Raw genomic sequence first — 12,972 nt, 5'->3', positions numbered from 1 at the left:
ATCATCCTGCACTCGCTCGCCAAGAGCATCACCTCGCTGCGGGCGGCCTGTGTCACGCGGGCCGACCGGGGCTCATCGGGTGTGCGGCCCGCTCAGTAGCCGACCGCGAAGCGGGTGCGGGAGTGGGTCGGGGATTCCGCCTCGTCCAGGAGAGCCACCGCCAGGTCCTCCATCGAGACGGACGAGGTGCCGTCCGCGGCCACCGGGAGTTCGTCCTTGAAGAGGCGGAACTCGCCGGTGCGCACGCCCGGTTCGAAGAGGGCCGCGGGGCTCAGGTAGGTCCAGTCGACGTCCGTGTCCGCCGTGCGGATCGCCTCGTACTGGGCGGTGGACGCCGAGGCGATGGCGCGCCAGGCCGTGGGGATGTAGCGCGTGTCGTCGATCGCGAGGACGCCCGCCGTGCCGGGGACGGTCAGGCTGCCCGCGCCACCGACGACCAGGAGGCGGACGCCCGTTCCGGCCAGGCCCGCCAGGAGTGACCTGGAGATGGCGGGATGGTCGGCCTCGCGGCCGGGCGCCGGTCTTGTCGCGTTGACGACCAGGTCCTGGCCCGCGCTCAACTCCCGTACCTCGGAAGGGTTCTTGGCGTCACCCGTGCGGTGCGTGGCGCCCGGGTGGAGCGCGGGGAAGCGGGCGGCGTCGCGGACGACCGCGGTGACCTCGTGGCCGCGGGAGAGGGCCTCGGCGACGACGCGGCTGCCGGTGTTGCCTGCTGCTCCGAAGACGGTGATGCGCATGGTCGTGGCTCCTTGGGAGTGGGTGGGGCGGGGGGCGGTGCTGTGCGGTGGGGGTTACGCGCGGGGTGCCGGGCGGGTGCGGGTCTGGCCGAGGACGACGCTCGCCACCACCAGGACCAGGCCGCCGACCTGCCAGAGGGTGAGCGTCTGCCCCAGGACGAGCAGTCCGGCCAGCGTCGCGACGACCGGGTTGGTCAGACCGAGGAAGGACACGGAGGAGGCGGGCAGGCGCTCGATGCCGCGGAACCAGAGGGCGTACGCGAGGGCCGTGCCGATGATGCCGAGGTAGGCGTAGCCGGCGAGGTTGGCGCCGGTGAAGTGGTCCGGCAGGCCCTCGGCGGTGAGGGCGATCGGGGCAAGGACGAGTCCGCCCACGGTCAGCTGCCACCCGGTGAAGGCGAGCAGCGAGACGCCCTCGGGCCGCCCCCACCGCTTGGTCAGCACCACGGCGAGGGCCATCAGCGTGGTCGCCGTCAGCATCGCGGCGATCCCGGCGAGGTCGACGGCGGCGCTGCCGCGCAGGACCAGCAGGCCGACGCCGCCGACGCCGACGAGTCCCGCGAGCAACGTACGACGCGTGGGCCGCACCTTCAGTACGCCGATCCCGAAGCCCGCGACGAGCAGCGGCATGACGGCGCTGATCGTGGAGGCGACGCCGCCGGGCAGCCGGTAGGCGCCGAAGAAGAGGAGCGGGAAGAAGGCGCCGAAGTTGAGGATGCCGAGCACGGTCGCCTTCCACCACCAGTCGCCGCGCGGCAGGCGCCGGGTGAGTGCGAGCAGGATGAGTCCGGCGGGCAGCGCGCGCAGGGCGGCGGCGAGCAACGGGCGGTCCGGGGGGAGGAGTTCGGTCGTCGTGACGTAGGTGGTGCCCCAGGTGGCGGGGCCGATGGCGGCGAGCGCGGCGATACCGGCGGCGGCCTTGGCGGAGGTCGCCTTGACGGCGGCGGCCTTGGCCTTGCTGGCCCCCGTCGTGGTGGCGCCCGTCTTGGTGGTGGCCGTCTTGGTGGTGGCCTCGCCCGTGACGGCCTCGGTGGCGTTCGGCCGCGGTGCGGTGCTGCTGCTGACGACGGTGGACATATCGCTTCCCCTCGGTTCCCCTGAACGCTGTTATTCTCAACGTTGAGATAAATATGGACCCCAGATCTGCGAACGTCAAGTATCTGAATGTTGAGAGATCTGGTTCCGGGCGCGGGAGGAAGCGGAGAGATGACCGAGCAAGAGACCACGGGCAGCGCGGACGCCATCGACGAACTGCGCGGCCAGTGGCGCCGCGAGCGACCCGACCTGGACCTCGCGCACCTGGACGCGATGGCGCTGGTCGGCCGCATCAAGCGGGCGGACCACCTGCTGAGCAAGGGCATGAAGCGGGTCTTCACCGAGTACGGCCTGGAGTTCCCGGAGTTCGACGTCCTCGCGACCCTGCGCCGGGTGGGCGCCCCGCACGAACTGACCGCCGGCGGCCTCCTGAAGACGGCCATGGTGACCTCCGGCGCGATCACCAACCGCCTGGACAAGCTGGAACGCAAGGGCCTGATCGAACGCCGCCAGGACCCCAACGACCGCCGCGCCATCCGCGTCCGCCTCACGGAGGAGGGCCTGGACCTGGTCGACCGCGCGGTGGTCGACCACATCGCGAACGAGGAGCGGATGCTGGCGGCCCTGACCCCGCAGGACCGCGCGGCCGTGGACGGCGCCCTGCGCCGACTCCTGGTGTCGCTGGGGGACACGCATCTGGGGTGAGGGGTGGTGGTGGGGCCGGGGTGGGGCTGGCGGGGGCGTTGCTATCGCGTGCGTGAACGCCGCGGCCCTCAAGCCCTCGCCGTATGGCACTGGGTGATCAATCGGCTGCGCCAGGCGATCAATTCACGCCAACGAGGGGAGTGCTGGGCTGCTATGTCCGCGTATGCCCAGCTCAGCGGGGACCTCGGCCTGGCCTCGCCTTTCTGCCCTGGATAGCTTGGTTCACTCAAGAGAACTCTCGTCCCACCAGGAGCTGACAGTGAACCGCCGACCCGCCCTGCTCGCAGCGGCTGCCCTGACCACTGCCGCGGTCCTCTCGCTCTCGGCCTGCGGAAGCGGTGACGGCGAGTCCAAGGGCAACGACAAGATCGCGGGCGCGGACTCGGGCGACGAGGCGAAGAAGTCGCCGTCGCCGGAGGCGTCGGCCGATGGGATCGACCGGCCGAAGGTCGTCGTCCCTGACGACGTCAAGCTCGTGTTCGCCCCCGAGGCGGCCGGGGACGCCAAGACGGACGCCGTCCTGCGCGACAACGCGGAGTACTGGAGAGCGGTCGTCGAGTCGATCGGGAAGCAGGACCCGAAGTCGGATGCCGTGCGGTTCTACAGCAAGGGCGCGGGGCTGCTCGGGACGATCGAGTGGTCGGGGAACTTCGTCAAGTCCGACCTGACGCTTGCCGGGACGGTGCGATTCACTGACCGGAAGGTCACGTTCAGCAAGGATGGTTCGGCCGGTCTCACCTACTGCTCGGACGAGTCCAAGGGGTACACGAAGGACCGCAAGACCAAGAAGAAGAACGTCACCCCGGCCAGCAAGGACTCGTACATCCTCTACAACGACCGTCTGCGCAAGAACGCCGACGGCGTGTGGCAGCTCACCAACAGCACGTCGGAGATGGGGAGCGCCCAGTGCCAGCCGTGACCCGCAAGGCCGCGGTGACGGTCGCGTTCGCGGCCGTGGTCATCACTGCTCAGGCGGTCCCGCAGGCGTGGGCCGGCTGGTCCGACCAGACGGGCGGCAAGCAGGCCAAGGGCACCAAGAACGGCCGCACCATCACCGTCGAGACGAAGGTGCAGACGTCCGTCAACGGCGACACGGCGTCCGCGCGGACCGGCAACCTCTCCTCGGCGGACAGCAATTGGAACCCGCCGGCCTGCTGGTACGAACCCGCGTTCTCGCCCAAGGAGATCGAGAAGACGGTCAAGTCGTGGCGCGGTTTCGGCGACGGCGTACCGCTCTTCGACGGCGTCGGGGAGTTCGTCGGCGACTACCTCGACAGCCGCTACAAGGAGGGCAAGCCGTACAAGGACTACAACCTCGACAAGCAGGGCAAGGGGATGTTCTGGGCGGCGGCGGTCAACCCGAACCGCAAGGACGACCCGGAGGCCAGCGCCTGCGACAAGCAGCCGTTCTGGGTCGACGAGGGTGAGACGCCCAAGGAGCCCCTCGCCGTGAACCCGCGGATCCTCGCGGAGTACGCGTACGACGAACTCCCCGTGCCCGGCACCGAGATCACGATGGCGCCCGAGGGTACGACGAAGGTCAATCTCCCCACCTGGATCTGGCTGGACAAGGCCAAGTTCAAGAAGGTGTCCGTCACGGCGGGCATCCCGGGCTCGGGCCTCTCCGCGACCACGACCGCCGAGCCCGTCGCGCTCACGATCACTCCGGGAACGGACGACGCGGAGACCTACCCCGCCTCCGGGGAGTGCCCCATCGAGAACGGCAAGATCGGCACGCCCCGCCCCAAGGGCACCCCCGCGGACACGGCACCGCCGTGCGGCGTGAAGTACCTGCGGTCGTCCGGCGACGCCTCCTACGCCCTTCAGGCGACCGTCACCTGGAAGATCAGCTGGACCAGCACCACGGGCGAGGGCGGCGACCTCCCCGACGGCATGTTCGGCGCGGAGCGGCAGGTCCAGGTCGAAGAGATCCAGTCCATCAACCGCTGAGCAGGTGCCGGGCGCCGGGCGTCGCCGCCCGGCGCTTCCGCGGCCGAACCGGGCCCGCGGCCCTGGTGGCCGCCCCCTCACCACCCCACCCCACCCCGAGTGAGAGCAACGTTCCCCGGTGGTCACCGTGGGGCACAGGGCTGAAATGCGGTCTCCCTACCTTCTGGAGCGTCGGCCGGGGCACGGCGACTACTCCGTGGAGGCATGTGATGTGGATCGAGCGGTGGGAGCCGGAGGACGAGAGGTTCTGGAAGGAGGAGGGCGGGGAGCGGGTCGCGCGGCGGAATCTGGCGTTCTCCGTGCTGTCGGAGCACATCGGGTTCTCGGTGTGGAGCCTGTGGTCCGTGATGGTCCTGTTCATGGGGCCCGAGTACGGGATCGACGCCGCGGGGAAGTTCTTCCTCGTGTCGATGGCGACCCTCGTGGGGGCCGTCGTCCGCGTGCCCTACACGTTCGCCGTCGCCCGGTTCGGGGGGCGGGAGTGGACCGTCGTCGCCGCCTCCCTCCTGCTGCTGCCGACCGTCGCCGCCTTCGTCGTCATGGAGCCCGGCACGTCGTACTCCACCTTCATGGTGTGCGCCCTGCTCACCGGCATCGGCGGGGGCAACTTCGCGTCCAGCATGACCAACATCAACTCCTTCTTCCCGCTGCGGAAGAAGGGGTGGGCGCTGGGGCTCAACGCGGGCGGCGGCAACATCGGGGTGCCCGTGGTGCAGCTCGTCGGGCTCGCCGCCATCGGCGCCGGGGGCGGGCCGCGCCTCGTGCTCGGGATCTACATCCCGCTCGTCGTCGTGTCCGCCGTCTGCGCCGCCCTGTACATGGACAGCATCGCGTCCGTGCGCAACGACACCGGCGCGGCGAAGGCCGCCGTGCGCGATCCGCACACCTGGATCATGTCCCTGCTGTACGTGGGGACCTTCGGGTCGTTCATCGGGTACAGCTTCGCCTTCGGGCTCGTGCTCCAGACGCAGTTCGGGCGGACCCCGCTGGAGGCCGCCCAGCTCACCTTCGTCGGGCCGCTGCTCGGCTCGCTGATCCGGCCCGTGGGCGGACGGCTCGCCGACCGGTTCGGCGGGGCCCGCATCACGCTGGGGAACTTCGCCGCGATGGGCGCCGCGACCGGCGTGGTCGTGCTCGCGTCCGTGCGGGAGTCGCTGCCGCTGTTCGTCGGCGCGTTCATCGCGCTGTTCGTGCTGACCGGGCTCGGCAACGGGTCGACGTACAAGATGATCCCCGGCATCTTCCAGGCGAAGGCCGAGCGGGCGGGGCTCGTGGGCGAGGAGGCCGCCGCCCGCGCCAGGCGGCTGTCCGGGGCCGCCATGGGGCTGATCGGGGCCGTCGGCGCGCTCGGCGGGCTCGGCATCAACCTCGCGCTGCGGCAGTCCTTCCAGACGGTCGGGTCCGGGACCGGGGCGTTCCTTTCCTTTCTCGGGTTCTACGCGGTGTGCTCGGGCGTGACCTGGGCCGTATACCTTCGCCGGCCGCGGGCCGTCACCCCCGCGCTCCCCGGCGCCGGGACCGAGGCCCGGGCCAAGGGGGAGGGTGAGGGCGCGCGCGAGGGCGCGCGCGAGGTGAAAACGCAGCTCGGATACGCCGAGGTGTGATCCGTTCGACGCATGGATCATGGACGTAACCTGGCGGACATCGTCGCGAACCGGGCCTGACACGCGCCGTTGACAGGCTCGGTCGTCCGCCGCCCGCCGACCGCCGCCCGCCAGCCGAAGGGCAGGGCGCGCACCACGAGCAGGACGAGCCACGAGCAGGACGAGACGAGACGGACCTATGCGCGACGGACCCACGCACGGCCTTCCCGAGAACGCCCTTCCCGGCAACGCCCATCCCCTGAACGCGCACCCCGGCACGGCCCCGACGGCGCCGGAGCACGGCCCCCTCGCCGGATTCACCGTCGGCGTGACCGCCGCCCGCCGCGCCGACGAGCTCGGCGCGCTGCTGCGGCGGCGCGGTGCCACCGTGCTGCACGCGCCCGCCCTGCGCATCGTGCCGCTCGCCGACGACAGCGAACTCCTCGCCGCCACCAAGGAGTTGATCGACCACGCGCCGGACGTCGTGGTCGCCACCACCGCCATCGGCTTCCGCGGCTGGATCGAGGCCGCCGACGGCTGGGGGTACGGCGAGGCCCTGCTCGGCTGTCTGCGGGGCGTCGAACTGCTCGCGCGCGGGCCGAAGGTCAAGGGCGCCGTGCGCGCGGCCGGGCTCACCGAGGAGTGGTCGCCCTCCTCCGAGTCCATGGCGGAGGTCCTCGACCGGCTGCTCGGCGAGGGCGTCGACGGGCGGCGCATCGCGCTCCAGCTGCACGGCGAGCCGCTGCCCGGCTTCGTCGAGGCGCTGCGCGCCGGGGGCGCGGAGGTCGTCGGCGTCCCCGTCTACCGGTGGCTGCCGCCGGAGGACCTCGGCCCCGTGGACCGGCTGCTCGACGCGCTGGTCGGACGGGGCGTCGACGCGGTGACGTTCACCAGCGCGCCCGCCGCCGCCTCGCTGCTCGCCCGCGCCGAGGAGCGGGGCATGACGGCCGAGCTGCTCGCCGCGCTGCGCCACGACGTGCTGTCCGCCTGCGTGGGCCCCGTCACCGCGCTGCCGCTCCAGTCCCTCGGCCTGGACACGGTGCGGCCCGAACGCTTCCGGCTCGGCCCCCTCGTGCAGCTGCTGTGCCAGGAACTCCCGTCCCGCGCACGGGCGTTGCCCATCGCCGGGCACCGGGTCGAGATCCGCGGGCACGCCGTCCTCGTCGACGACGAACTGCGGGCCGTGCCGCCCGCGGGGATGGCCCTGCTGCGCGCCCTGGCCCGCCGCCCCGGCTGGGTCGTGGCCCGCGCGGAGCTGCTGCGGGCGCTGCCGGGCGCGGGCCGCGACGAGCACGCGGTGGAGACGGCGATGGCCCGGCTGCGTACGGCGCTGGGGGCGCCCAAGCTGATCCAGACGGTGGTCAAGCGCGGCTACCGGCTCGCCCTCGACCCGACGGCCGAGGGCAAGTACGCGGACTGAGGGGGGCGGACCGGCGGGGAGAGGCGGCTGGGCGGGCTTCAGCCCCGCAGCCCCCTACCTCCGCGCCCGCCCGAACAGCACCAGCGCCCGCGCCAGCAGCCCGAACGCCACCGTGCACAGCACCGCCCGCACCACGTTCCAGGCCACCCACGCGTCCTCGAACCGCTCGCGCACGGCCGCCGGATCGGCGATCCTCGCCGGGTCGCCCGCCGCCGCGAGCTCGTCGTTCAGGGGGACGTTCGCCCCCGAGGTGAGGACGAACGCCGCCGCATACACGAACAGCGCCGCGAACACCCACCACCGCAGCGGGGCGCGGCGCAGCTGCCAGGCGGCGACCGCCGTGCACAGCAGCGCCCCGAAGAAGCTCGCGAAGAAGACCGGGTTCTGGATCACGTCGTTGATGTTCTGCATGACCTCGACGTAGACGCGGTCGTCGCTGCGGGCGAGCCCCGGCATGACGGCACACGCGAACACGTAGAAGGCCCCGGAGATCAGGCCCATGGCCAGCGTCGCCGCCCCCAGGACCGCACCGGCCGTACGGCCCGCCGCCCGCCCCGCGCCGCGGCCGGTCCCGCGCGTTGCCGGTCCGCCCGCCGTCCCCGAGTTCTGACTGTTCGTCATCCGCTGCTGTGTCATGGGGAGAAGTCAACCGTCCGGCCCGCTCCCCGGCCATGGCCGCCCGTCGCGCCCCCATACGCGACCGTCTCGCGGTGGCAGGGGTTCCGGACCCGCCGGGAGGCGGGCACTGTAGGGGTACGCGACGGCATTCACTCACCGGTAACCCCCAAGGCGGTGACAGGCGCATGGCGTTGGGCACGGACCCGGCTCCGTACGAGCTGCGATTCGACTCCGGGCGGAGCTGCCTGGACCTCGTGGCGACGAACCACCCCGTGGAGCGGCTCGACTCGGTGGAGCGGCTGCGCGCCTGGCTGGCCGGCGCCGGTCTCGTCCCGGCGGGCGCGCACCTGCCCGGCGCGGGCCCGCAGTGGCTCGCCGCGTTCCGCGAACTGCGCGGCCACATCGCCCAGTTGGTGCGCGGCGAGCTCGGCGGCCGCCCCGTCGACGCCGCCGCGGCGCTGGACCGGGTCAACGCGCTGGCCGCGACGGCGCCCCCGGCCCCGTGCGCGGTGCGCGCCGACGACGGCACCCTGGTCCGTGCCCTGCGCGGCGACCCCGGCTGCGCGGCGCTGGTCGCCGCGGTCGCCCGGGACGCCGTCGACCTGCTCACCGACCCGGTCGCCCGCGCCCTGCTGCGCCAGTGCGAGGGCGACAACTGCCCCATCGTGTACCTCGACACGTCCCGGGGGCGGCGCCGCCGCTGGTGTTCGAGCGAGGTGTGCGGCAACCGCGAGCGCGTGGCGAGACACCGGCGCAGGGCGGCGCTCGCCCGGACGTGAGCGGGGTCCGCGCGCGGCCTCCGCCCCCGCGGACGTACCCGCTCGTTGAACGCGTCTCGTCCCGCCTACGTACCTCCGGCATGAGACCCGTCCGAAGCGCGGACAACGGAGGTACGCGTGCGCAAGGATTCCGCCGTGGCCGATGAACGCCCGCAGCCGCCCCGACATCGCCTGCGCCAACCGCCGGGCCCGGACGAGGAGTTGATGCGCGCGCTCTACCGCGAGCACGCCGGGCCACTTCTCGCCTATGTGCTCCGGCTGGTGGCGGGGGACCGCCAGCGCGCCGAAGATGTCGTACAGGAAACGCTCATCCGTGCCTGGAAGAACGCCGGTCAGCTCAACCGGGCGACCGGTTCGGTACGCCCCTGGCTGGTGACGGTCGCCCGGCGCATCGTCATCGACGGTCACCGCAGCCGGCAGGCCCGGCCGCAGGAGGTCGATCCGTCGCCGCTGGAGGTCATCCCCGCGGAGGACGAGATCGATAAGGCACTGTGGCTGATGACTCTCTCGGACGCGCTGGAGGACCTGACTCCCGCGCACCGGGAGGTACTTGTCGAGACCTACTTCAAAGGGCGTACGGTCAATGAGGCGGCGCAGACGCTGGGCATCCCCAGCGGCACGGTCCGCTCGCGGGTCTTCTACGCGCTTCGCTCGATGAAGCTGGCGCTCGAGGAGCGGGGGGTGACGGCATGACCGAGTCCTACGGCCACCATGGCGCGCGGCAGGACGAGACGATCCACGAGACCGTCGGTGCCTACGCGCTCGGCATCCTGGACGACGCGGAGGCCACCCGGTTCGAGGAGCACCTGGCCGGGTGCGAGGTCTGCGCCCACCAGCTGGAGGAGTTCTCCGGCATGGAGCCGATGCTCGCCGCGCTCGCGGACCTGCCGGGCCCGCAGGGCGTGCCGGAGATCGGCGAACAGCTCGCCGCGCGGCCGAGTCCCCGGCTCGCCGAGCGCCTCGTGGACGAGGTGTCGGCCAAGCGGGAGCGCCGGCGCAGGCGCGGCCTGTACCTCGTCGCGGCGGCCGCAGCGCTCATCATCGGGGGGCCGCTCACGGTCCTCGCGGTGACCGGCGACGACGGCGGCTCCAAGGACGCGGTGGCCCAGCCGCACTCCACCAGCCCCGCGGAGGACGCCTTCTTCCACCACATGGAGGAGAAGTCGGCGGCCACCGACCCGTCGACCAAGGTCAGCGCGACGGTCGGCACGGAGAAGAAGGCCTGGGGCACGCACGCCGTCCTGGAGCTGAAGAACGTCAAGGGCCCGCTCAAGTGCTCCCTGGTCGCCGTCGGCAAGGACGGCGAGAAGGAGACGGTCACCAGCTGGTCGGTGCCCAAGTGGGGGTACGGCATCAAGGACAGCCCGATCAAGTGGGCGCGCAGTCCGCTGTACGTCCACGGGGGCGCGGCGATGGACCGCAACGACATCGATCACTTCGAGGTGACGACGTTCGACGGACAGCGCCTGGTCAAAGTGGACGTGTAGCGCACGACACGTGCACAGCGGGGCCCCCTTTCGCCTAAGGTGGACGGCTGCTCGGTACGGGCAGCAGCACGGTGTGAAAGGGGCCCCGGTGGCCGACGTCAACGCAGTAATGCCGTCAGGCACACGCGACCGCGAGATCAGCGTCGAACAGGAACATCTCGACCAGGTCTACCGGCGTCTCGAAGAGAAGATCCACGAGGCCGAGTTCCTGATGAACGACGCGGCCAAGCGCTCCCAGGTGGGCACGCCGGGCGCGCTCGCGGAGCGCGACGCGCAGGTCTTCCGCGCCGGCGTCCATCTGAACCGGCTCAACAACGAGTTCGAGGACTTCCTCTTCGGCCGCATCGACCTGCTTCAGGGCAAGGACGGCAAGAAGGGGCCCGACGGGGCGTACACGGCGGTCGAGCCCGCCGAGGGCGCGGTCGTCGAGGACGGGAGCGGCAAGCGCGCGGACATCGCGGAGACCCTGCACATCGGCCGCATCGGCGTCCTGGACGCCGACTACTCCCCGCTGGTCATCGACTGGCGCGCGCCGGCCGCCGCCCCCTTCTACCGCTCCACCCCCGTGGACCCCGGCCGGGTCGTGCGCCGGCGCGTCATCCGCTCCAAGGGCCGCAAGGTCCTGGGCGTCGAGGACGACCTGATGCGCCCGGAGATCACCGCGTACCTCGACGGCGAGGCGCTCCCGGTGATCGGCGACGGCGCCCTGATGGCCGCGCTCGGCCAGGCCCGCAGCCACTCGATGCGGGACATCGTGGCGTCCATCCAGGCCGAGCAGGACCTGGTGATCCGCGCGCCCGCCGCCTCGGTGACGTACGTGGAGGGCGGACCCGGCACCGGCAAGACGGCGGTGGCGCTGCACCGCGCCGCGTACCTCCTCTACCAGGACCGGCGCCGGTACTCGGGCGGCATCCTCATCGTCTCGCCGACCCCGCTCCTGGTCGCCTACACCGAGGGCGTGCTGCCCTCCCTCGGCGAGGAGGGCCAGGTCGCGATCCGCGCGGTCGGCTCCCTGGTGGACGGCGTGGAGGCCACGGAGTACGACAGCCCTGCGGTGGCCCGCGTCAAGGGCTCCTCGCGCATGCTGAAGGTGCTCAGGAAGGCGGCGCGGGGGGCGCTGGAGGGGACGGGGGCACCCGCCGCCCCGGCCTCCGCCGCCCCGCAGGACGGGCAGCTGGCCTTCGGCGAGGAGCCCGAGGAGCCCGCGGAGCCCGCGGAGTCCTCGGCGATCCGGGGCACCCCCACCCGCCTGCGCGTCGTCGCCTTCGGCCGCCGCCTCGAACTGGACGCCGGCCAGCTGAACCGCATCCGCCGCAACGCGCTCGGCGGCACCGCCCCCGTCAACCTGCTGCGCCCGCGCGCCCGCAAGCTCCTCCTGGACGCCCTGTGGTCGCAGTCCGGCGCGGCCGGCCGGCACAGCGACCCCGAGCTCGCCGCCGAGCTCCGCTCCTCCTTCGACGACGACATCACCTCCGAGGACGACTTCCTCCGCTTCCTCGACGCGTGGTGGCCCGAGCTCACGCCCCGGGCGGTGCTCACGGCGATGGGCGACGAGAAGCGGCTCGGCCGCTGGGCCCGGCGCGTCCTCAACCCCGGCGAGGTCCGCAAGGTCGCCCGCTCGCTGCGGCGCGAGGCCCTGTCCGTGCACGACGTGGCGCTCCTGGACGAGCTCCAGGCGATCCTCGGCACCCCGCACCGCCCCAAGAAGAAGCGCGAGCTGGACCCGCTCGACCTGCTGACCGGCCTTGAGGAGCTGATGCCGCAGCGCGAGGAGTCCCAGCGCGAGCGCGCCGAGCGCCTGGCGGCGGAGCGCACCGAGTACGCCCACGTCATCGTGGACGAGGCCCAGGACCTGACGCCGATGCAGTGGCGCATGGTGGGCCGCCGCGGCCGGCACGCCACCTGGACGGTCGTCGGCGACCCGGCCCAGTCCTCCTGGTCCGACCCGGACGAGGCGGCCGAGGCCCGCGACGAGGCCCTCGGCACCCGCCCGCGCCGCCGCTTCACGCTCACCGTGAACTACCGCAACCCCTCCGAGATCGCGGAGGTCGCCGCCAAGGTCCTTGCCCTTGCGATGCCCGGCTCCACGTCCCCGTCGGCGGTCCGCTCCACCGGCGTGGAGCCCCGCTTCTGCGTCGTGCGGGACGGGGACCTCGGCGCGTCGGTGCGGGAGGAGGCGGCGCGGCTCCTGGAGCGGGTCGACGGCACCGTCGGCGTCGTCGTGGCGATGAACCGCCGCGAGCAGGCGGCCCGCTGGCTCGCGGACCTCGGCGAGCGCGTCGTGGCGCTGGGCAGCCTGGAGGCCAAGGGCCTGGAGTACGACGCGACGGTCGTCGTCTCCCCGGCGGAGATCGCGGACGAGTCCCCGGCGGGCCTGCGGGTGCTGTACGTGGCGCTGACGCGCGCGACGCAGCAGCTCACGGTCCTGTCGGGCGCCCGGGACGAGCCGGACGCGGACGGGGTGCCGGACCTGCTCAGGGACTGACCGGCCGGCCGGTCGCGGGACGGGTTCGAGCGGCTTCCCGAGACGGGAATTGCCTTACGGGGATCGTTTGTTACCTTGGATGTGGCACCGGCTCGATCCAAGCCCCCGGGCCCAACCTTCGTCGCTACGAGCGACCACTTGCCGCGAGGCGAGCATGGCGGGTCGGTGTCATG

At 72.6% G+C, this 12,972-nt stretch carries 12 protein-coding genes; 9 read left to right on the top strand and 3 right to left on the bottom strand.

Annotation, left to right across the window (positions count from 1 at the left end; genetic code table 11):
* Positions 1-92: 92 nt before the first annotated feature.
* Both AB0L89_RS35505 and AB0L89_RS35500 read right to left on the bottom strand, forming a co-directional pair.
* Entirely contained in the window at positions 93-737 is a 645-nt protein-coding gene (locus tag AB0L89_RS35505) for an NAD(P)H-binding protein (protein WP_365150733.1), read from the bottom strand.
* Positions 738-791: 54 nt separating this feature from the next.
* Positions 792-1,814 (bottom strand): EamA family transporter, encoded by a 1,023-nt coding sequence (locus AB0L89_RS35500; RefSeq protein WP_365150730.1) that lies wholly within the window; start codon positions 1,812-1,814, stop codon positions 792-794.
* Positions 1,815-1,943: 129 nt separating this feature from the next.
* On the opposite strand from AB0L89_RS35500, the gene AB0L89_RS35495 reads away from it, so the two are divergent.
* The 5 genes from AB0L89_RS35495 (at position 1,944) to AB0L89_RS35475 (ending at position 7,430) form a co-directional block, all read left to right on the top strand.
* Complete coding sequence (locus AB0L89_RS35495; protein WP_365150727.1) at positions 1,944-2,477, top strand: MarR family transcriptional regulator; 534 nt, start codon at positions 1,944-1,946, stop codon at positions 2,475-2,477.
* Positions 2,478-2,736: 259 nt separating this feature from the next.
* On the top strand, positions 2,737-3,396 hold the full coding sequence (locus AB0L89_RS35490) for a hypothetical protein (RefSeq protein ID WP_365150724.1): 660 nt from the start codon (positions 2,737-2,739) through the stop codon (positions 3,394-3,396).
* Positions 3,384-4,427: a hypothetical protein gene (locus AB0L89_RS35485; RefSeq protein WP_365150721.1), complete on the top strand. Its 1,044-nt coding sequence runs from the start codon at positions 3,384-3,386 to the stop codon at positions 4,425-4,427. Before AB0L89_RS35490 ends, AB0L89_RS35485 begins: the two co-directional genes overlap by 13 nt.
* Positions 4,428-4,636: 209 nt before the next feature.
* A complete protein-coding gene (locus tag AB0L89_RS35480) occupies positions 4,637-6,031 on the top strand; it encodes a nitrate/nitrite transporter (protein ID WP_365150718.1) in 1,395 nt (464 codons plus the stop codon).
* Between the two features lie 178 nt (positions 6,032-6,209).
* Entirely contained in the window at positions 6,210-7,430 is a 1,221-nt protein-coding gene (locus AB0L89_RS35475) for a uroporphyrinogen-III synthase (RefSeq protein WP_365150715.1), read from the top strand.
* Between the two features lie 54 nt (positions 7,431-7,484).
* Here the strand turns inward: AB0L89_RS35475 and AB0L89_RS35470 are convergent, their stop codons facing one another.
* The gene (locus AB0L89_RS35470) at positions 7,485-8,066 is read right to left on the bottom strand and encodes an anthrone oxygenase family protein (protein ID WP_365150712.1); all 582 of its coding nucleotides are present in this window, start codon (positions 8,064-8,066) and stop codon (positions 7,485-7,487) included.
* A gap of 167 nt (positions 8,067-8,233) precedes the next feature.
* On the opposite strand from AB0L89_RS35470, the gene AB0L89_RS35465 reads away from it, so the two are divergent.
* The 4 genes from AB0L89_RS35465 to AB0L89_RS35450 all read left to right on the top strand — a co-directional run bounded on the left by AB0L89_RS35465 (position 8,234) and on the right by AB0L89_RS35450 (position 12,799).
* A complete protein-coding gene (locus AB0L89_RS35465) occupies positions 8,234-8,827 on the top strand; it encodes an ABATE domain-containing protein (RefSeq protein ID WP_365150709.1) in 594 nt (197 codons plus the stop codon).
* 117 nt (positions 8,828-8,944) lie between these two features.
* Positions 8,945-9,520, top strand: a complete 576-nt coding sequence (locus tag AB0L89_RS35460; protein ID WP_365150706.1) for a sigma-70 family RNA polymerase sigma factor — start codon at positions 8,945-8,947, stop codon at positions 9,518-9,520.
* Positions 9,517-10,314: a zf-HC2 domain-containing protein gene (locus AB0L89_RS35455; protein WP_365150703.1), complete on the top strand. Its 798-nt coding sequence runs from the start codon at positions 9,517-9,519 to the stop codon at positions 10,312-10,314. Before AB0L89_RS35460 ends, AB0L89_RS35455 begins: the two co-directional genes overlap by 4 nt.
* A gap of 109 nt (positions 10,315-10,423) precedes the next feature.
* Positions 10,424-12,799, top strand: coding sequence for a UvrD-helicase domain-containing protein (locus AB0L89_RS35450; RefSeq protein ID WP_365150700.1), 2,376 nt, complete (start codon positions 10,424-10,426; stop codon positions 12,797-12,799).
* Positions 12,800-12,972 lie beyond the last annotated feature (173 nt).

Origin of the sequence: Streptomyces sp. NPDC052114 (assembly GCF_040680155.1) — a bacterium.
GTDB lineage: Bacteria > Actinomycetota > Actinomycetes > Streptomycetales > Streptomycetaceae > Streptomyces.
Note: the sequence above shows the minus strand (reverse complement) of the source record. Positions and strands in the feature narration are given on the sequence as shown.